The 18,570-nt window shown below is 70.8% G+C and carries 19 protein-coding genes; 2 read left to right on the forward strand and 17 right to left on the reverse strand.

Annotated features, from left to right (window positions below; genetic code table 11):
• The first annotated feature begins 295 nt into the window (after nucleotides 1-295).
• Complete coding sequence (locus tag QF037_RS49710; RefSeq protein WP_307038167.1) at nucleotides 296-1,981, forward strand: hypothetical protein; 1,686 nt, start codon at nucleotides 296-298, stop codon at nucleotides 1,979-1,981.
• Nucleotides 1,966-2,352, forward strand: coding sequence for a hypothetical protein (locus tag QF037_RS49715; protein WP_307038169.1), 387 nt, complete (start codon nucleotides 1,966-1,968; stop codon nucleotides 2,350-2,352). The genes QF037_RS49710 and QF037_RS49715 overlap by 16 nt, the downstream gene beginning before the upstream one ends.
• Before the next feature lie 190 nt (nucleotides 2,353-2,542).
• On the opposite strand, the gene QF037_RS49720 is transcribed toward QF037_RS49715, so the two are convergent.
• From QF037_RS49720 to QF037_RS49800, 17 genes are all read right to left on the reverse strand, one after another.
• Entirely contained in the window at nucleotides 2,543-3,457 is a 915-nt protein-coding gene (locus QF037_RS49720) for an RNA polymerase sigma-70 factor (protein ID WP_307038171.1), read from the reverse strand.
• A 59-nt stretch (nucleotides 3,458-3,516) separates the two neighbouring features.
• Nucleotides 3,517-4,272, reverse strand: coding sequence for a sigma factor-like helix-turn-helix DNA-binding protein (locus QF037_RS49725; RefSeq protein WP_307038173.1), 756 nt, complete (start codon nucleotides 4,270-4,272; stop codon nucleotides 3,517-3,519).
• 396 nt (nucleotides 4,273-4,668) lie between these two features.
• Entirely contained in the window at nucleotides 4,669-4,935 is a 267-nt protein-coding gene (locus QF037_RS49730) for a hypothetical protein (protein ID WP_307038175.1), read from the reverse strand.
• Nucleotides 4,936-5,113: 178 nt separating this feature from the next.
• Entirely contained in the window at nucleotides 5,114-6,400 is a 1,287-nt protein-coding gene (locus tag QF037_RS49735) for a cytochrome P450 (RefSeq protein WP_307038177.1), read from the reverse strand.
• Nucleotides 6,384-7,295 carry an aromatic prenyltransferase gene (locus tag QF037_RS49740; RefSeq protein WP_307038179.1) on the reverse strand — a complete coding sequence of 304 codons (912 nt, stop codon included), beginning with the start codon at nucleotides 7,293-7,295 and terminating at the stop codon, nucleotides 6,384-6,386. The genes QF037_RS49735 and QF037_RS49740 overlap by 17 nt, the downstream gene beginning before the upstream one ends.
• Before the next feature lie 29 nt (nucleotides 7,296-7,324).
• Nucleotides 7,325-8,398, reverse strand: a complete 1,074-nt coding sequence (locus QF037_RS49745) for a polyprenyl synthetase family protein (protein ID WP_307038181.1) — start codon at nucleotides 8,396-8,398, stop codon at nucleotides 7,325-7,327.
• Between the two features lie 186 nt (nucleotides 8,399-8,584).
• Nucleotides 8,585-9,049 carry a TetR/AcrR family transcriptional regulator gene (locus QF037_RS49750; protein ID WP_307038183.1) on the reverse strand — a complete coding sequence of 155 codons (465 nt, stop codon included), beginning with the start codon at nucleotides 9,047-9,049 and terminating at the stop codon, nucleotides 8,585-8,587.
• A 14-nt stretch (nucleotides 9,050-9,063) separates the two neighbouring features.
• A complete protein-coding gene (locus tag QF037_RS49755; RefSeq protein ID WP_307038184.1) occupies nucleotides 9,064-9,537 on the reverse strand; it encodes a TetR/AcrR family transcriptional regulator in 474 nt (157 codons plus the stop codon).
• Between the two features lie 33 nt (nucleotides 9,538-9,570).
• Nucleotides 9,571-10,506 carry an aromatic prenyltransferase gene (locus tag QF037_RS49760; protein ID WP_307038186.1) on the reverse strand — a complete coding sequence of 312 codons (936 nt, stop codon included), beginning with the start codon at nucleotides 10,504-10,506 and terminating at the stop codon, nucleotides 9,571-9,573.
• Between the two features lie 41 nt (nucleotides 10,507-10,547).
• Entirely contained in the window at nucleotides 10,548-11,618 is a 1,071-nt protein-coding gene (locus QF037_RS49765; RefSeq protein ID WP_307038188.1) for a methyltransferase, read from the reverse strand.
• Nucleotides 11,619-11,682: 64 nt separating this feature from the next.
• On the reverse strand, nucleotides 11,683-12,816 hold the full coding sequence (locus tag QF037_RS49770) for a methyltransferase (protein ID WP_307038189.1): 1,134 nt from the start codon (nucleotides 12,814-12,816) through the stop codon (nucleotides 11,683-11,685).
• Nucleotides 12,813-14,387, reverse strand: coding sequence for a class I adenylate-forming enzyme family protein (locus tag QF037_RS49775; RefSeq protein ID WP_307038191.1), 1,575 nt, complete (start codon nucleotides 14,385-14,387; stop codon nucleotides 12,813-12,815). The genes QF037_RS49770 and QF037_RS49775 overlap by 4 nt, the downstream gene beginning before the upstream one ends.
• Before the next feature lie 84 nt (nucleotides 14,388-14,471).
• Nucleotides 14,472-14,846 (reverse strand): DoxX family protein, encoded by a 375-nt coding sequence (locus QF037_RS49780; protein ID WP_307038193.1) that lies wholly within the window; start codon nucleotides 14,844-14,846, stop codon nucleotides 14,472-14,474.
• 53 nt (nucleotides 14,847-14,899) lie between these two features.
• A complete protein-coding gene (locus tag QF037_RS49785; protein ID WP_307038196.1) occupies nucleotides 14,900-15,799 on the reverse strand; it encodes an aromatic prenyltransferase in 900 nt (299 codons plus the stop codon).
• 41 nt (nucleotides 15,800-15,840) lie between these two features.
• Nucleotides 15,841-16,836: a class I SAM-dependent methyltransferase gene (locus QF037_RS49790; protein ID WP_307038197.1), complete on the reverse strand. Its 996-nt coding sequence runs from the start codon at nucleotides 16,834-16,836 to the stop codon at nucleotides 15,841-15,843.
• Nucleotides 16,833-17,990 carry a DegT/DnrJ/EryC1/StrS family aminotransferase gene (locus QF037_RS49795; protein ID WP_307038344.1) on the reverse strand — a complete coding sequence of 386 codons (1,158 nt, stop codon included), beginning with the start codon at nucleotides 17,988-17,990 and terminating at the stop codon, nucleotides 16,833-16,835. Before QF037_RS49795 ends, QF037_RS49790 begins: the two co-directional genes overlap by 4 nt.
• A 15-nt stretch (nucleotides 17,991-18,005) precedes the next feature.
• A complete protein-coding gene (locus QF037_RS49800) occupies nucleotides 18,006-18,560 on the reverse strand; it encodes a cupin domain-containing protein (RefSeq protein WP_307038200.1) in 555 nt (184 codons plus the stop codon).
• Nucleotides 18,561-18,570: the final 10 nt, after the last annotated feature.

The following is an 18,570-nucleotide window of genomic DNA, read 5'->3' on the forward strand; positions in this document are numbered from 1 at the left end:
CGGGATGTCCTGAATCCGGCGCTGCGCTACGCGGCGCCGGGCGGCTGTACGGGGGAACGTATGTCAACGGATCTGTGGACGTACCGACCGGCGGCCGAGATGGTGGGCCGGGAGTTCGATCTGATCGGCGTCCAGGGCAGGCTCGAGGACCCTTCCGGAAGGCTGATCACCCTGACCGGGCCCGGCGGAGTGGGCAAGAGCCGACTGGCGGCCGAGGCGGCTGCCGGGGTCGCGGGAGCTGTTCCCGGGCGGGATCCACAGCGTCGATCTGCCGGCCTGTCTGGACCTGGAGTCGGTGCTCGAGAACATCGACAAGACCGTACGGGACATCACGGAACGCACGTTGCTGCTGCTCGACGGCATTGAGCACATCGCGGGCGGGCTCGCGGTGCCGCTCGCACGGCATCTCGCCGACACACCCCTGCTCACCGTCCTCGCCACCGGGCAGGAGATCCTGCGGACCTCCGGCGAGTGCGTCCTGCCGGTGCCCCCGCTGCCGCCCCCGGGAGAACTCCTCGAAGCCGATGTCGCCGACGTCCAGGACAATCCGGCCGTCCAGCTCTTCGTCCGCTGCGGCCGGCAGGCCAACCCCGCCTTCGCGCTCACGCCCGAGAACGTCGGCGCCGTCGTCGACATCTGCAACCTGCTCGAGGGACGTTCCGCTGGTCCTGGAGCTCGCCGCGCGCCGACTGCGGCTGTATCCGCCGCAGGAACTGCTCGGCTGGCTGCGGCGGGGCGGCGACCGTCATCTGCCGGGGCCCTCGACGTACCGGAGCGGCAGCGCTCCACCCTCGCGATCGCCGAGTGGAGCTGCCGCGGCCTGAGCGCGCCGCAGCGGTCGCTGCTGGCCCGACTCGCCCTGTTCCAGGGGGGCGTCACCCTCCCCACCGCCGAGAAGGTGTCGCCACTGGGGGCGGCGGAGACCACCGTCGCCCTGGAGACCATGCTCGACCGCGGACTGCTCACCCTCGAGGAACAGCCGCGCGCCGACAGCCGCCTGACGATGCCGCGCACCGTTCGCGCCTACGGTCTCGCCCTGCTGGAGGAGGCGGGCCCGGAGCGGGCCCTGGCCGCCCGGCAGGCGCACGCCCGCCACTACCGGCGCCTGCTGCCCGCGCTGGAGGGCCGCTTCCACGGCTCGGAGCAGCAGCGCTGGCTGCGGGTCGCGGTCGCCCAGCACGACAACGTGCTCGCCGCACTGCGCCACCTCGAGGACGAGGACGGCACAGGCACCGGCACGTACGAAGGACACGAGAAGGGGAAGGAGGAAGGAGGCGGGGGCCGCGTGCGTCCCGAACGGGCGGCGGCGCTGCTGGAGAGGGCGGGCCTGGTCACCGTCTGTCTGCAACCCTGGCTCGTCCGCGGCGAGTTGAAGGAGGGGCTGCGCTGGTTCGACGCCACCGGACAGGCCCTGAAGGGTGCCGAGTGGGGCGAACGGGCCGAGGACGAGGAGTGGCTGCGCACACGCGCCCGCCTGTACTGCGGCGCGGGGGCGTACTCGCCGCGGCCCTCGGCGACCACGACGGGGCGGCGCACCGCCACCACCGGGCCGTCGCCCTGTACAAGCGGCTGCGCGATCCGCAGGCCGCCGCCCTGCCCTCCGCCCGCCTGGGACACGCACTGTTCCGGTGCGGCGAGCGGCCCAAGGTCCGGGCCCTGCTGTCCGCGTCCCTCACCGCCCTCGACACCCACGGCGACACCGCCGGATCCGCCGAGGCGGCTGCCGCGCTCGCCGAGGTGCTGCTCGCGTCCGGCGAGACGCGGCAGGCGCGTGCCCTGCTGGAACGGGTCGGCCGCGTCCAGCGGCAGAACGGCGCCGTCCGCCATCTGGCCCGCACCCTCCACCTCGGCGCCCGGCTGTCCCTGTGCGAGGGGGACGACGACAGCGCCCGGTCGGCGCTGCGGGAGAGCATCGCACTGTACGAGTCGATCGGCGAGCGCACCGAACTGCCCGCGGCGCTGGAGATGTTCGCCCTGCTGATCCTTCAGCGGGCGGGCCGGCCCCAGCCCGCCGCCCGGCTGCTCGCGGCGGCCGGAGCGCTGCGGTCCCGTACCGGGGCGGGCGTGGAGCGGGAGCGTGCGGACCGGCTACGGGCCGCCGTCGACGAGCTGCGCCGCCGGCTGGGCGGGGCGGTGTTCGCCACCGCGTGGGCCGAGGGGCTGCGGCTGCGTCCGGAGGCGATGGCCGCCGAGGCGCTCGGCACGGCCGAGCCGGGCCGGGCCGAGGGCAGCCCTGCCCCGCACCGACACCGGCGAACTGCGCCGCCGCCACCTCCAGGACACGGTCGCCCACCGACCAGCTCGGGCATGTCGGTTCCGGCCGGCCGCCCGGCCCGGTCACCACGCCTGTGACCGGTGTGTCCCACCCCACCGGGCCCGGGCAGACACTCGCCACGCCGCCGGACCCGGCCAGTGCATTCGCCCGCCTCCCTTCACGCTCGGCGGTGCCGGCCGGTTCGGCGCGGCGGGTGCCTGTCCATGCCCGGTGGGGTGGGTCTCGGCTGCGGTGGCCGGGTGGGTGGCGGGCGGTCCGGTGGGGTGGTCAGTTCGTTGTGCGGCGGGCCTCTCGGTTGATCGCCCAGGCGTCGGCCACCGGGCCCAGGTGGCCGAGCTTGTCGGGGTTGGTCACCGAGCGGATGGTCCGGATCCGGCCGTCGACGATGTCCAGCGTCCAGGTGTTGAGGACCTTGTTGTCCCGGTCGCGGAGGATCGCACCGGGCTGGCCGTTGAGCTCGCGGGCCTCCACGACGCCGTCCACCCGGGCGAGCGTGGTGACCAGGGAGGCGAGCAGCCGTGCCACGTGGTCGTCGCCGACGACGGTCCTGGCCAGCTGCGGGCCCTTGCCGCCGCCGTCCCCGACCAGCTCCACGTCGGCGGCGAGCAGTTTGCGCAGACTGTCGACGTCGCCTTCCTTCAGGGCGTCGAAGAACCGCCCGGCGAGCGCGTCGCACTCCTTGCGGTCGGCCTCGAACCGGGGCCGGCCCTCGTCCATGTGCCGGCGCGCCCGCACCGCTAACTGGCGGCACGCCGCCTCCGAACGCCCCACCGCGTCCGCGATCTCCGGGAAGCCGAACGCGAACACCTCCCGCAGCACGAACACCGCCCGCTCCAGCGGAGAGAGCCGTTCCAGCAGCAACAGGGCCGCCGTGGACAGCGATTCGGCGAGCTCCGCGGAGCGTGCCGGGTCCTCGTAGGAGTCGGTGAGCAGGGGTTCGGGCAGCCAGGGCCCGACGTAGGTCTCGCGCCGGACGCGGGCCGAGCGCAGCACGTCCATCGAGATCCGGGTCACCGTGGTCGACAGGTAGGCCTTCGCCGACCTGGGCACGGTCGAGGAGGCGTCCCAGCGCAGCCAGGTGTCCTGAACGGCGTCCTCGGCCTCGCTCACGCTGCCCAGGATGCGGTAGGCGATCGCGAACAGCAGCGGACGCAGTTCCTCGAACTCCTCGGTCCGTGTCACGCGGGCTCCTCCTTTTCTACGGTCCTACGGTCCCGTCCGGCCTGGCGGCTCTTGTCGGGTCAGGTCGGCGCGGGGGTGTCCGCGGTGAACGGGTCCGGGTCCATCACCCAGCGGATGGTCTGGATCCGCCCGTCGAGGATGTCGAGGGCGAGGGCGCTGAGGACCGTGCCGTTGCGGTCGCGGAAGACGGCGCCGGGACGGTGGTCCACCTGCCGCGGCTCAAGGGTGACGCCGACCTTGACCAGTGCCGGGACGATCGTGGCGAGGACCCGGGCGACGTGTTCCGCGCCGGCGATGCGCCGCGGCCAGGCCGCGGCCGTCCCGCCAGCGGCGCTCGCCCTCGACACGGCGGCGGACAGCTGGTGGCACGCCGCTTCCGAGCAGCCCACGGCGGACGCGATCTGGGCGGGGCCGCATCCGAAGATCTCCCGCAGCACGAACACGGCGCGCTCCAGCGGGTTCAGCCGTTCCAGCAGCGACAGGGCGACCGCCGGCGGCGCTTCGGCCGGCTCCGGTGGCCGCGGGGGGTCCTGGCGGGAGCGGTGGTGGGGGTTGGCGCCCGGTGATGGTTCGGGCAGCCACGGCCCGGGGTGGCGGTCCCGCCGCGGGCGGGGCCGGCGCAGGGCGTCGAGGCAGATCCGGGTGATCGTGGCGGTGAGGAACTCGCGGTCCGAGGCGGGCTGTTCGGGGGTGGCCTCGTAGTACAGCCAGGCCTGGTGCACCGCGTCCTCGGCCCGGCCCGCGCTGCCCAGCATCCGGTGGGCGATCGAGAACAACAGGGGCCGCGCCTCCTCGAACGCTTCGATCCGGCTCATGCGGGCCCCTCCTTGGATCCGAGCGGGCGTCAGGCCGCCGACGTCATCGCGCATCTCACGGTCGGCGGCGGGGTCGGCTTCCTGAATGCTCCGCGACGACCGCGCCGGCCCCGCTGTCAGCCGGGGCGCCTGTGCGGCGGGGGCCCTCGCGTGCGGCCCTGCCCGGATCGAGCCGGCGGGAGTACGTCGAGCGGGGGGCTGGGGCCGCGGGACGGACGTCCGCCGACATGTCCGCCCGCCTCCGGGGGGAGGGAGGCGGGCGGGTCGGCTTGCAGCTCCACCTTAGGGGCGACGCGAGTTCATGTCCCGTGCGCGCTACGGGGGTTCGAGCACGGCTGCCGCGGAGGTCGAGGGTCCGGCGCGGCACCGGGGCCACGCGCCGCTCGCCTCGCATCGTCAGTGAGGGTCCTGGCCGGCGTAGACCGCGAGGAAGGCGGCGAGCCCGCGCACCGCGCCGCCGCTCGGGCCGAGCGCGGTGAACGGGACGCTGTGTCCGAGTCCGGCCGACAGCGTGCTGTGTGCCCGCAGCGCGGCGGCCACCAGACGGTCGCCGCCCGGCGGGCACCGGCCGTGGTCCGGTCCGGCGCCCGCCATGGAGCGGGCCTCGGCCCAGGCCTGAGAGGTGAGTTCGACGGTCCGTGCAGGTGTCGTCGGAGTCGGCATGACGGCACTCCTCGGCTGGTCGGGGTGTACGGAGTCGGCCGGTCGGGCGCGGAATCGCCCCACCGGGGCACGAAAGCGGCTGGTCGGGTGGGCGAGCGGTCAGGCGGGGTGTGCGAGCGGCCGACCCGCCGGCCTGGGGGCGACAGCGGCTGGTCGGGACGAGCGTGCGGGTGGGGAGTCAGCGCGGTTGGGGGGTCATCAGTAGTCGCTGTGGGTGCAGGGTGGTGTGGGCGGCCGGGCGGATCCTGGTGCCGGGTGGGACGGTCAGCTGCCATTCGCGGGTCACCGCGCCGAGCAGGGTCTCGAGTTCCTTCCAGGCGAACGGCTCCCCGACGCACCCTCGAGCCCCGGCGCCGAAGGGGATGTACGAGGCGTCCTGGGCCGTCGGGCTCACGGTGAGCCAGCGGTCCGGGTCGAAGCGGTGCGGGTCCGGGTAGCGGTCGGGGTCCCGGTGCAGCAGGTAGGAGCTGAACATCACGTGCGTGCCCGCGGGGAACGTGCGGTCGCCGAGGGTGATGTCCGAGAGGGCCTTGCGGCAGGTGATCCACACGGGCGGGTAGAGCCGCAGCACCTCCGCCAGGAATCGCAGGGTGTAGCCGGGCGGACCGTGGCCATGCCCGTGGCCGGAGGGGGCGCCCGGGCACCCGCCCGCCGTGCGCGCCAGGTCCTTGAGGACGTACTCCTCGATCTGGGGTTGCTCCGCGAGCACGTACAGGGCCCAGGACATCACCGATGCCGTGGTGACGGTGGCCGCGATCAGCATCATGACGGCCTCGTCGCAGATCTCGTCGGTGCTCAGCGCGGGGGTGCCGGTCCGCTCGGCGTCCGACAGGAGTGCCGAGAGGTAGCCCGCCGTGGAGTCGGGGCGGTCGGCGAGGCACACGGCGAGCAGGGACCGGAAACCGGTGAAGGCCCTAGCCAGCCGCCGGGCGGGCCGCCGTTGCAGGGCCGCGCGTCCGTGCAGCGGCTTTCCGATCATCTCCCGGGCCAGGACGGTGAGTTGTTCGACGAGCACGCTCTCCGTGTCGCCCGGCAGACCGCCGAAGAGGGTGCTCAGCGCGATGCCGCTCGCCGCCCGGCACATCGCCACCTGGACGTCGACGGGCTGGCCGGGACGCCATGCGGCGACCGCGTCCCGGGCGGTCCTCTCCATGCCGGGGGCGTGGTCGGCGGCCGCCGCCGTGCGCAGATACGGATGCGCCAGTCGCCGGTAGTGCCGGTGCAGGGCGTCGTCGTCCGCGAGCAGCCCCGCCTTGCTGAGGATCCTGGCCTTCTGGAAGAGCTCGCCCTTGCCGTAGTGCTTGCCGTCCTTGACGAGGATGAGGCGGACCAGCTCCGGATCCGTGACGAACTCGGCGGCCACGCCGTCCACCGACACGGTGCGGACCGGGCCGCCCTTCAGCAGTCGCTGCATCCGGCCGAACCGGAACTCCACGGGCCCACGCGCGCTACGCGACGTCGGCATGATCGATGGACGGCATCAGGTCCAGTCGGCTGCGCTCGCGGAACCGGTAGTACGACTGGAGCTTGTAGTACTCCTCGCCCGACGATGTCATGGCCGCGTACACCATCTTGGGATCGTCACGGCCGTAGGCGACGTTCTTCACGAAGTGCTCGATCTTCGGGCCGAGCCGGGCGGGCAGCGACAGCGGGTCCTGGGTCTTCACGCTGAAGGCGATGCGTTCGATCCGCGGGGAGTCCCAGCTCAGCGTGGCGTAGAAACCGAAGGACTTCTCGCAGAACCTGAGCATCTGCTCGCTCGGGTCGGGCATGCCCATGGCGTGGTGCATCGCCAGGACCTCGGACGGCCGGCGCAGTTCGTCCGGGAATCCGGTGAAGTACAGGTTGACGGTGCCGCCGCGGTAGTCGATCGCGACGACGTCCACCTTCTCGGCGAGGCCGCGGTCGGCGAAGAAGGCGAAGTTCTCGGTGAGGCTGGGCGGCATCGACGGCAGGTCGCGGAGCTTGGCGAGGCTCTGCGAGCTGCCGCCGGGGAAGTACACCCAGATCTTCCGGAAGCCGCCGACGATCCCGAAGTCGATGCCGTAACTGTCGATGGGGCAGTGCCGCTGGATGTCGGCGAGCAGGGACTCCGCGGGCCGGCCGGTCTCGGTGATGAAGCCGTGGGCGCGGGCGCGGAGGTAGGGGTCGATGCTCCGGGGGAGGGTGAAGCGGCAGTCGAACTCCCCTTCGTGGTGGGAGTTGGTCGCCACCCGGAAGGCGATGATCGCCTCCGGCAGCGCGTCCTCGTACGCCGCGAGGACGGGCCAGACCTTCTCGCGCGAGCAGGACACGTCGATGAGCGCCGCCGATTCCTCGACGCCGGCGAAGAGATCCGCCGGCTGCGCGGTTCCCGACATTCTTCCTCCAGGTGTCGTGCTCGGGCGGGTCACTTGTTCCGGTAGGCCACGCGCAGGGCCATGTTCGTCAGCTCGCTGCGCCACACCGGGTCGACGGGCGCGTCGGCGATGGCCGCGCAGCCCTTGTCGACGAGCCCGGCGATGTGCCGTTCGACGTCCTCGGGGACGCCGGTGTCCAGCAGCCGGCCGCGTACCTCGTCAGGGGTGTGGCCGGGCTCGGTGATGAGGCCGTGGATGTGGGCGTCGCGCTGCATCGCCCAGCCGAGGAGCAGGGTCATCTTGTGCTGGCTGAAGTCGAGTCCGGCCGTCTTGCCGGTCTGGGCGGAGTCGCCGAACGCGTCGAGCAGGTCGTCGCGGAGCTGGAACGCCTCACCGACCGCCTCGCCGTACTCGGCGAGGGCGGGTGCGAGGTCGGCGCGGCCGGCCGCGCTCGCGCCGACGACCAGGGGGCGGTGGATGGTGTAGCGGCCGGACTTGATCAGGGCGATCAGCCGGGAGAGCGCGGGGTCGACGGAGAACTCGGCGGCCGCGGCGACATCCATGTACTGGCCGATCATCACTTCGGAACGCAGGTGGTGCCATTCGGGGCGGGCCGCGGCCGGGGCGTGGGACATCAGCTCGTCGGAGTAGACCAGGGCCAGGTCGCCGACGAGGAGGGCGACGCCCTCACCGAACCGGCGCGACTCGCCCTGCCAGCCGCGGCTGCGGTGCAGCGTGGCGTGCAGGAGGTGGACGGCGGGCTTGCCGCGCCGGGTGCGGGAGTCGTCCAGGACGTCGTCGTGGACCAGGGCGGAGATGTGCAGCATCTCCAGGGCCGCGGCGGCCGCCACGATCCCGGGGTCCTCGGGGTCGCCGCCGGCGGCGAGGTAGCCAGCGAGGCAGAACGCCGGGCGGACGAGCTTGCCGCCCGCCTCGACCAGGTCGGACAGTGCGTCGATGGCGACCACCGCCCGCTCGTTCACCTCGGCGTAGCGGGCGCGTTCGGCCGCGAGGAAGGAACTGAGCCGCTCCTGCACCCGCTGGAGCAGCTCCTCGACGGTGCGCCGCGCCAAGGCGGCCGATTCCTGGCCCTGGGCGGTCCGGGGGATCACTTCAGTGGTCACGACACATCTCCTTGTGCGGGTGCGGTGCTCGAGCACGTGAGGCGGGGTCAGGAGGACTCGGCAACGGGTGGGAACGGGGGAGCACCGCCCGCGGAGGGTCCGGGGCGGTGCGGGTGACGCGGTTCAGGGCGTGTCACCGGTGGGCGGTGGTACGGGCCTAGCGGCATGGCAGGGGCTGGACCGGGGTCAGCCCAGGTAGCGCTGGATCGTCGGCTTGAGCAGCTGGATCAGTTCCTCGGCCGGTACCGACGTGATCGGCTCCAGCTTGACGACGTAGCGCATCAGGACGGCGCCCCAGACCTGCCCGGCGGCCGCGTTGATGTTGACCGCCGGCACGCCGAAGGTCTCGGCCGCCTGGTAGATGTCCATCCCCTCGACGCCGATGGACTTGCCGGCCTGCGCGAAGAGCTGGTTGGCGAGGAAGTGGCGCATCTGCTCCGCGCCTTCCTCGCTGTTGACCGCGGCCTGGAGGATCCCGAGCAGCTTCGGCCGTACCTCGGGGTTCTCCCACAGCGCGAAGGCCCCGCGGAGCAGGCCCTCGGCCAGGTGTTCGCGCGACCCGGCGAACGCGGCCGCGTCGGCCTCGCCGAGAGCGCCGCCCAGCGTGTCCCAGGCGACGCCGCGCTCCTTGGCCTCGATGGCTTCGGACATGTCCCCTCCTCAGATCACTGCGCTGCGCCCAGGTAGCGGTGGAGCGTCGGGTTGATGAGCTTGATCAGGTCGTCGACCGGTATGGACGCGATCGGCTCCAGCTTGATGACGTAGCGCATCAGGACGGCGCCCCAGACCTGCCCGGCGGCCGCGCCGAAGTTGACCGGCGGCACACCGAGGAACTCGGCCATCTGGTAGATGTCCAGGTCGGTGGCGCCGATGGACTTGCCGGCCTGCGCGAAGAGCTGCTCGGCGATGAAGCGGCGCATCTGCTCCGCGCCTTCCTCGCTGTTGACCGCGGCCTGGAGGATCCCGAGCAGCTTCGGCCGTACCTCCGGGTCCTCCCACAGCGCGAAGGCGGCGCGCAGGGCGCTCTCGGTGAGCTGCTCGCGCGGCCCTTCGAGGGCGGCCGCGCCGGCCTCGCCGATCACCTCGCCCAGTGTGTCGACGGCGGCACTGCGCTCGTCGATCTCAACGGTTTCGGACATGACTCCTCCTGGCGTTCCTCGAGATCCGTGATGTCACTGCTCGGCGCGCCAGGCGGCTACGAGCTGTTCGAACGTGGCGGCCAGCGGCAGGTTGTTCCAGAACGAGGCCGGCCGGCGGAAGTACACGGCGAGCTTGTGGTACTCCTCCTTGCGCGAGATCGTCTCGCCGTAGACGAGGACGCGCGCACCGTCGTACTCGTAGGGGGCGTTCTTCGCGAATTCCGAGATCTCCGGGAACAGCGTCGTCGGGTACGACTCGGGATTCGGGCTCACCACCGAGAAGCAGATCCGGTCGATGTCCGGGGAGTCCCAGCTGAAGGTGGGGTAGATCGAGAAGGAGTTCTGGACGAACTCCAGCAGCTCCGGGGTGCTCGGCTCGGGCAGTCCGGTGTCGCCGAGCACAGAAAGAACGGTCTTCTCGTCAAGGCCCCCGGCCATGAAGTAGATGTTCACGGTCTTCTTGGTGTAGTCGATCCCCACGATCGACACACGCTTTTCCAGACCGATGTCCGCGAAGGTGCGGGCGTGCTCGGCCAGGCTGCTCGGCATGGACGGGAGCGAGGCGAGGACCGAAAGGTCGCCCAGGTCGTCCAGGGGGAAGAAGATGTACGTCTTCTTGAAGCCGCCGACGACTCCGCACTCGATGCCGTAGAAGGTGACGGCGGAGCTCTCGAGGATCTCCGGGATCAGGTTGGCGACGGGGTGGTCGGTCTTCTCGATCCAGCCCTCCCGCACGGCTATGTCGTACGGGTCGCCCGCCTCGAGCGGCACGGTGAAGTTGTAGTCGATGTCGCCCCGGTGACGCTCGCCGCCGGCCATGGCGAGGACGACCAGGGACTCTTCCGAGACCCCGTCGCCGAACGCGTCCAGGACCGAGCGGACCTTGTCCCGGGGGACGTCGATGTCCAGCAGGCCGGACGCTTCCTCGATCGCGGAATACACGGCTTCCGCTTTTTCTGACACGGACATTGATCCTCCAGGCTTGAGCCTTTGTTTTCGTTCAAGGAATGTCAGGCGACCTTCGTCGCGGACAGGACGGCTTCTGCGGTGAGGGCGTGCGGGGGCAGGTTCTCCCAGTCGTCCATGACCGCCTTGGTGACCTTGAGCCCGGATTCCTCGAGCCAGCTCTGCCAGGTCGAAAGCTTCTGCGGACCGCCCTTGCCCATCGTGCAGCCGACGAAGAAGCTGGAGTAGAAGTCGACCGTGTAGTTGTCGGGGTCCTTGATGTCCTCGGGGAACACCGGCACCAGCACGTGCACCTGCGCGCCGATCTGAAGCGACTTGCTGACTCCGTCGAGGATTCGCAGGACGTCGCTCTTGTCGAACATGGGCAGGAAGTGCTTGATCAGGACGACGTCGAAGCCCTCGGGAACGCCATCGAAGACGTCTCCGCCGATGAACGAGCAGACGTCTTCCACCCCTTGGGCCCGGAAGTTCGCCAGGCATTCCGCTTCCTTGTCGGGAAGGTCGAAGGTGGTGACCCGAAGGCCGGGCGAGCCTTTCAGTTTGAGGGTGTCGACGGCGCCGAGCCCGGTGTTCCCGGCGAGATCGAGCACGTTGGACCCGGCCGGGATGTCGATGTTCTCGAAGAACCACGGGTCGACGTGGGCGGTGACGGTGTCCATCAACCTGGCCCAGGGCTCCCGCAGTTCCGGCAGCTCGCCGAGGGCGCCGTAGAGGTCGCCGTCGTATCCGTACAGCTCCTTCAGGGCGACGACCTCGCCGGCGCGGACGGTCTCGGTCAGATAGAACAGCTGCCGCAGTGTGACCGCCTTGATCATGTACAGATCGGCGAGCGCCTGGTCGATCAGCTTCTCGGAGACGCCCGCGAGCCCGTCGAGCCGGTAGCCGCCGGAGGTCTCGTCCTGGGCGACGAAACCCTCCTTGACCAGCAGCAGGAGCAGCTGTTCCACGGCGTCCGGCTTGGCGCCGGCGACCTCGCCCAGCTCGGCCGCCGTCAGGCCGGGCGTCTCCCGCAGCGCGTCGATGATGCCCAGCTCGAAGCAGGACACCAGCGTCATGAACCGCGACGGTCCCACCATGTACTCGCGGAATCGCGCCAGCGTCGCTTCCGGTGTCATTGCAACCGACCTCTTTCAGTAGCGATGGGATCCGGCTCGCGGCCGAAGCGGCCGCACGCGTCTCTCAGGCGACCTTCGTCGCGCTGAGGACGGCCTGGACGGGAATGACGTCCGGGGGGATCTCGGCGGCGCTCTTGGTGACCGCGCGGGTCACCTTGAACCCGGCCTGTTCCAGCAGGCTCTGATAGACCGACAGCTTCTGCGGACCGCCCTGGCCCATGGCGGCGCCGATGAAGAACGCCGGGAAGAAGTCGACGTTGTAGTTGTCGGTCTGCGTGATGTCCTCGGGGTAGACCGGCACCAGGATGTGGATCTGGCCGCCTTCCTCGAGCGAGGCGTTGGCCCCCTGGAGGATTTTGAGCACGTTGTCCTTGTCGAACATGTCCAGGAAGTGCTTGATCAGGACGACGTCGAACCCCTTGGGGATCTCGTCGAAGACATTGCCGCCGATGAACGACAGGTGCTCCTCCAGGCCTTCGGCCCTGAAGTTCGCCAGCGCCTTGGACTCCTTGTCCGGCAGGTCGAAGGTGGTCACCGTCAGACCGTCGGAGGCCTTGTGCCGGTAGGTGTGGATCGCCCCGAGGCCGGTGTTGCCGGCGACGTCGAGGACCCGGGCGCCGGCCGGGATGTCGATGTTGGCGAAGAACCAGGGGTCGATGTTGGCGGTGACCGTGTTCATCAGCTTGAGCCAGGACTCGTTGAGGTCCTGGTGGTCGGCGACCGCGTCGTACAGGGTGCCCTCGGCGCCGTAGAGCTCCTTCAGGCCGACGACGGTGCCGGTGCGCGCGGACTCGGTGAGGTAGTACAGCTGTCTGAGCGCGGTGACCTTGATCAGGTTCATGTAGGCCAGGGCGCGGGCGAGGTCGCTCTCGGCGACCTCGGCGAGGCCGGCGAGGCGGTAGCCGCCGGAGGTCTCGTCCTGCGCGACGAAGCCCTCCTTGACGAGCAGGAACAGCAGCTGTTCGAGTGCGTCCGCCTTGGCGCCGACCTTCTCTCCCAGCTGGGCCGCCGTCAGGCCGGGGGTCTCGCGCAGCGCGTCGACGACGCCGAGCTCGAAGACGGACAGCAGGGTCATGAACCGCGACGGTCCCACCATGTACTCGCGGAATCGGGCGAGCGTCGCTTGCGGTGTCAAGGCGTTGGTCCCCTTCGGATGAGTGGATGTCCCGGCCGCGGCGGTGTGCTGGTCACCGCTCACGCCTGCTCCTGGAACCGCTGGGCCAGCGCGCGGCGCTGGACCTTCAGCGTGGCGGTCCTGGGCAGCTCGGCCTGCGGGATCTGCACGGGGTCGGCGAGCTGGGGGAACTCGGCGACGGCCGCCCGCCAGCGGTCCAGGTCCAGCGGCTTGTCGTCGACGGTGCAGATCACCGGGACGGGTTCGGAGTCGGGGCCCTGCACCACGACCAGCTCGGTCAGCTCGTGCAGTTGGCCCAGGACGACGTCCTCGATCTCCAGGGAGCTCTTCACGCCGGGGATCATGTCGATCTCCCGGTCGAGCATGTGCAGGCAGCCGAACCGGGTGCGGTAGCCGACGTCCCCGGTCCGCCACCACTGGCCGTCGCGGTTGGCGTCGTAGCGGTCCTGCTCGCCGTAGTAGGTCTTCGCGATGCCGTCCCAGGCGACCTCGATGGAGCCGGGGTTGGTCTCGGAGGGGGTGTTGCCGTCCCGGCTGACCACGCGGATCCGCGCGGCGCCCCTGGGCATGGCCCAGCCGACGCAGCGCCCGTTGGCCTTGTGCGCGGAGTGGCGGAAGTAGGCGCGGCCGACGGCCGGACCGACCTCGCTCTGCCCGTAGATCTGGAAGAACAGGGCGCCTTTGCGGTCGGACGCCTTGAGCAGCCTGCTCATGGTGCCGGGGTGGATGGCGTCGAAGGTGCTGCTGAAGACCTTCACCGAACCGAACGGCGCGCGCGGGTCCTCGGCGAGCTCCTCCCACTCCATCAGGGAGTTGGGCAGTGCCTCGACGAAGGCCGGGCGGTGCTTGACGAACTGCTCGGCGACCTCGGCGGGGCCGGTCTCCCGCATGAGGAGGACCGGGTACTCCTTCAGCAGCGCCAGGGACATCGCCGCGACCATCCGCGAGTGCACGAAGGGCACGTTGATCGCGACGGTCTCCTTCTTGCGCATCAGGGACAGCAGCCGCCACTGCGGTACGAGGCGGATGCCCTGGGTGCGGGGCGTGTGCACGACGAGCTTGGGGATTCCGGTGGTGCCGGAGGTGTGGGTGATGACGGCGGCCTCGTCGATGGGCCGCACGACGGGCTTGACCCGGGGGCTGCCCGCGAGTTCGGCGAGCGAGATCGACCCGGGCCGGTGGTCGGCCGAGGTGATGATCCGCCGGGTGAGGTCGGTGAGGGGCACGTCGGCCAGGACGTCGAGCTTGGCGCCGTCGGTGAGCAGGGTCGGCCGGTCGACCCGCTCCAGCAGGACGCCCACGGTCGTGGGGTCCAGCGCCGGCGACAGGTTCACGACGATGCCGCCGATGCGGGAGACGGCGGCGGCGAGCATCCAGTGGTCGGCGTTGGCCGTCTTGTAGATGACGACGCGCTCGTCGGGCCGGACGCCGGCCGCCCACAGTCGGGCCGCCAGGTCGTCGACGTACTCGGCGTAGCGGGCCACCGTCAGACGCCGTCCCGCCTCGGGCAGGACGCCCAGGTCGTGGTCGAGGCTGATCGGGGTCGACGGGTTGACGGCGGCCGCCATCTGCGGCAGCAGGCCGATGTGAAGACCGCGCTTCTGTATCGAGTGATAGGCCACAGAGCCCTTCATCTGGGCTGTCTCCTTTGTGGTGGGCGGTGAACGTTCGGGCGGTCGCCGGCGCGGTGCGGGACGCAGGGGACAGACCAGGAGGGCTCAGAAGGAGTGCGGGCCGAAGCGGCCCCACGCCACGAAGGCGGCTACGGCGAGCAGGACCACGTTCACCACGATCGCCTGGGACTCGTGGCGGCGCAGATGCGTCAGGGCGGCGCCGATCATCAGCAGCACCAGGCCCGTCGCGGCGAGCGGCACCAGCACCGGCGCGATGTCGAGGGCGGCGGGCAGGATCAGGCCCAGCCCGGCCAGCACCTCCAGGGCACCGATCGTCTTGACGCCGCTGTCGCTGAAGTCGTCGACCCAGCCGTAACCGCCCGCGGCCAGCTTCGCCTTGGGCTGGGCCAGTTTCTGGGCGCCGCCCGCCAGGGCGACCGCGCCCAGCACTCCCGCGATGATCCACAGAGCAATGTTCATGAGAGTTTTCCTTCGACAGGTTCGGCTGGGGTGCGGCGGTGGCCGGCGTGCCGCTACTGGCTGTCGGGCACCAGCAGGGTGGTCTCCACCTGGGGTCGCCATCGGTAGTACGACTGGAGCTTGTGGTACTCGCCGCGCGGCGCCACCGTGATCGCGTAGACGAACTGGTGGCCGTCGGTGCGGTACGGGGAGTTTTTCAGGAAGTCCTCGATGTCCGGCTCGATGGTCACCGGAAGGGACAGCGGGTCGTCGGTCATGGCGGCGATGGTGATCCGCTGGACCTTCGGGGAGTCCCAGGTCAGAGTGGCGTAGATGCCGAACGCCCCGGTGGCGAAGCGCAGCAGCCGCTCGCTCGGCGCGGGCAGCCCGCTCTCCCGCAGGAGCGAGGTGAGCGCCCCGGGCTCGAAGACGGAGGCGGGGGCCGCCCCGAAGTACAGGTTCACCGACCGGTGCCGGTAGTCGATGCCGACCAGGCTCACCTTGTCGGCCACGCCGTACCGGGTGAACAGGTCGAGGTTCCCGGCCGCGCTCGCCGGCATCGACTCCAGTGCGACCAGCTCGGACAGCGGCTTGAGGTCGTCGAGCGGGAAGAAGGACCAGGTCTTCTTGAAACCGCCGACGACCCCGAAGTCGATGCCGCTGAACCCGATGGGGAATCCCGCGTGGAGTTCTGCCAGCAGGCTGCCGACGGGGTGGTCGGTCGCCTCGATCAGGCCGTTCGCCAGCGCGACGGCGTACGGGTCCAGGTCCGGCGGGAGCATGGTGAAACGGCAGTCGAGATCCCCCGCGTTGCGCTCCCCCGTCGCCACTCGGAAGGCGACCACGGCCTGCTCGAGCGTGTCCCCGTAGGCGGACAGGATCGAGCGGACCGTCCGGGCCGAGCAGGGCACTCCCACCAGTCGGGAGACTTCCTCGATGATCGAAAGGTCTGCCGGGTCGGTGTTGTCCCGCATGTTCCCACCGTTCGTTGTTGACACTGCGAACTGGCCTTCTGCTAGCGGGCGATGACCATCGTGGCGGGCGGCGCGGCGTGGAACGACACGTCCTCGAAGCCCGCCTTGATCAGCCAGTCGCGGTAGTCGGAGCGCCGCCAGGTGCCGCCGTCCTTGCTCTTGAGGAGCATCTCCAGGGCGAACAGCAGCGGGAACGCCGGAGCGGCGCGGTCGTCGTCGACGACGTAGTCGGCGACCACCAGGGCACCGCCGGGCTTGAGCGCCCTGCGGAGCCGGGTGAAGACCTCGATGTTGCTCTGGGCGTTCTCCTGGTGGGCGATGTGGGAGTAGACGGCGATGTCGTACAGCCCGGTGCCGAAGTCGGTGGTGTGGAAGTCACCGTCGAGCGTGGTGAAGCGGTCGCCCACGCCCTGCTCCCCCACCAGCCGGCGGGCGATCACGTTGATCGGCTCCCAGTCAAGCTGGACCGCGCGGGCGGCCGGGTTGGCCTTCAGCCAGATCGACGAGTAGATGCCCGAGCCGCCGCCCACGTCGAGGATCGAGATCTCACCGGCGTCCGCGATGCCGAGCGCCTCGACACCGGCGTCCGCGGCGGGAACCGACACCGCGGCGATGGCGGGGACGATGCCCTCCCAGTGCGGGTTGTCGGCCACTTCGGTCTCGCCGCCGGCGAGTGGGCCGCCGATGCGGACGACCTCGGGGAGGTCGGTGAGGCTGCCCGTGTGCTGGAGCTTGAGCTTGGCGAAGCCGGCCAGGGAGGCGGGCTTGCCCTCGACCAGGAACGCGGACGCCTCGGGGGTGTTGCGGTAGTGCCCGTCCTCGAGCAGCACCAGCTCCACGCTGACCAGACCGTCCAGGAGGCTCTGCGCGCCCCGCTCGGAGATCTCGGCGCGGGCCGCCACCTGGGCGGCCGTGCCCGCGCCGTTCTCCAGGTGGGTGAAGACGCGGTGGGTGGCCGCGGCGCCGATGACACCGGTGTTCCAGTAGCCGTTGATCAGCCTCATCACACCGTCCGGTGCAGGCTGGTTGTTCGTCATGCCGCTCCCTTCAGGGTCCGGGCGGGCCGGGCGTGGGTGCGCAGTGCGGTGCGCAGGACCTCGGAGACCCGCTCGACCTGGCTCATGGTCAGCTCGGCGTGCATGGGTATGCCGAGGTTGCGCTGGAAGAGGTCCGCCGAGACCGGGCACACCTGCTGCGCGTCGAAGGCGGGCTGCACATGGTTGGCCCAGGTGCCGTGCAGGGTGCCGATGCCCTGGGCGCGCAGTTCGGTGGCGACGGCCCCGCGGTCGACGCTCGCGTCCAGCGTCACCAGGTAGGACTGCCAGGCGTGGGTGCGGTCCGCCGGCACGTGCGGCACCGTCAGCAGCTCCTCGTCGGCGAAGAGTTCGGCGTAGCGGGCGGCGACGGCGCGCCGGCGCTCCATGAGCTCCTCGATACGGCCGAGCTGCACGGTCAGGATCGCCGCGGCGATGTCGGACAGCTTGAAGTTGTAGCCGATCTCGGTGAACTCGGGGATCGGCAGGCCGATGACCTGGCCCATGTCGAAGATGCTGCCGATGCCGAAGGCCGACAGCTGCCGCGCCTTCGCGCCGATGGCCGGGTCGGTGGCGATGAAGGCGCCGCCCTCGCCGCTGGTGGCGCCCTTTCGTCCGTGGAAGGACAGACAGGCCACTTCGGCCAGCGAACCGGCCTCGCGTCCCTGGTAGGTGGCGCCGACCGCGCAGGCGGCGTCCTCGATGAGGAACAGCCCGTGCCGGTCGGCGATGGCCTGCAGTTCCGTGTAGTCGGCGGGCAGGCCGACGGTGTCGACGGCGATGATGCCGACGGTCCTGGAGGTGACGAGGTCCGCCACCGACTGCGGGTCCACGGTGCCGGTGTCGGCGCGGACGTCGGCGAAGACCGGGGTCCCGCCGACGTAGCGGACCGCATGCGCGGGGGCGGGGAACGTGTAGTCGGCGACGATGACCTCGTCGCCCGGCTGTACGCCGAACGCGAGCATCGCCAGGTGCAGGGCGGCGCCGCAGTTGCTGACCGCGACGGCGTCACCGGCCCCGTAACGTTCCTTCAGCTGGGCCTCGAGGGCCTGGCCCCTGGGTCCCTGGCCCGCCGCCCATCCCGAGGCGAACACCTCGGCGACGGCGGCCAGTTCCTGCTCCCCGAGGCTCGCGAAAACCAGGGGGATCTTTTCGATGTCGCTCATCTCTGATTACGCTCCGCGCGGTTCGGAGGACTGGGGGTCGAGAAGGGCAGGCGGCTGGTAGCGCTGCGGGGTGATCTGGCTGACGTCGTAGCGCCTGCGCATCTCGTCGATGGCGTCGGGGTTGATGCCCCCGGCCGCCCAGATCTCCGCGATCTCCTCGAAGTACAGCTCGTGAACGGGTGACGGGTAGCACTGGAACAACATGCGCGCCGGTTTGTCGGAGGCATTCCTGAAGGCGTGCGGGGTTCCGGACGGCACGAACATGGAGGCACCCTCGGTGGCCCGAACAGCCTTGTCCCCGTCGGGGGACTCCCATTCGTGCCAGTCCTGTTCGGTGCGCCGGGTCGGCTCGAAAGCCAGGAGCTGGAGCTCCCCTTCCAGGACGTAGAAGAATTCCTGCGCATCGCTGTGGACATGCGCCCCGACATCGAATCCGGGCGGTACGACCACCTCGAAGATCGATATCGCGGAGCCGTCTTCCTTTGTGGCCTTGAAGGTCACTTCCTGCGCCTTGGTGATCAGCTTTCGCCCCTGACCGGGCGGGAGGATGAGGCCAGTCATGGGGTCAGCT

It is taken from the genome of Streptomyces canus, from assembly GCF_030815415.1.
GTDB lineage: Bacteria > Actinomycetota > Actinomycetes > Streptomycetales > Streptomycetaceae > Streptomyces > Streptomyces canus_F.

Excerpts from the sequence above, each read along its gene's own strand:
- QF037_RS49715 (WP_307038169.1), top strand. The coding sequence starts at position 1,966 with ATGTTCGCCCTGCTGATCCTTCAGCGGGCGGGCCGGCCCCAGCCCGCC.
- QF037_RS49725 (WP_307038173.1), bottom strand. The coding sequence starts at position 4,272 with ATGAGCCGGATCGAAGCGTTCGAGGAGGCGCGGCCCCTGTTGTTCTCG.
- QF037_RS49730 (WP_307038175.1), bottom strand. The coding sequence starts at position 4,935 with ATGCCGACTCCGACGACACCTGCACGGACCGTCGAACTCACCTCTCAG.
- QF037_RS49735 (WP_307038177.1), bottom strand. The coding sequence starts at position 6,400 with ATGCCGACGTCGCGTAGCGCGCGTGGGCCCGTGGAGTTCCGGTTCGGC.
- QF037_RS49740 (WP_307038179.1), bottom strand. The coding sequence starts at position 7,295 with ATGTCGGGAACCGCGCAGCCGGCGGATCTCTTCGCCGGCGTCGAGGAA.
- QF037_RS49750 (WP_307038183.1), bottom strand. The coding sequence starts at position 9,049 with ATGTCCGAAGCCATCGAGGCCAAGGAGCGCGGCGTCGCCTGGGACACG.
- QF037_RS49755 (WP_307038184.1), bottom strand. The coding sequence starts at position 9,537 with ATGTCCGAAACCGTTGAGATCGACGAGCGCAGTGCCGCCGTCGACACA.
- QF037_RS49760 (WP_307038186.1), bottom strand. The coding sequence starts at position 10,506 with ATGTCCGTGTCAGAAAAAGCGGAAGCCGTGTATTCCGCGATCGAGGAA.
- QF037_RS49765 (WP_307038188.1), bottom strand. The coding sequence starts at position 11,618 with ATGACACCGGAAGCGACGCTGGCGCGATTCCGCGAGTACATGGTGGGA.
- QF037_RS49775 (WP_307038191.1), bottom strand. The coding sequence starts at position 14,387 with ATGAAGGGCTCTGTGGCCTATCACTCGATACAGAAGCGCGGTCTTCAC.
- QF037_RS49780 (WP_307038193.1), bottom strand. The coding sequence starts at position 14,846 with ATGAACATTGCTCTGTGGATCATCGCGGGAGTGCTGGGCGCGGTCGCC.
- QF037_RS49785 (WP_307038196.1), bottom strand. The coding sequence starts at position 15,799 with ATGCGGGACAACACCGACCCGGCAGACCTTTCGATCATCGAGGAAGTC.
- QF037_RS49790 (WP_307038197.1), bottom strand. The coding sequence starts at position 16,836 with ATGACGAACAACCAGCCTGCACCGGACGGTGTGATGAGGCTGATCAAC.
- QF037_RS49800 (WP_307038200.1), bottom strand. The coding sequence starts at position 18,560 with ATGACTGGCCTCATCCTCCCGCCCGGTCAGGGGCGAAAGCTGATCACC.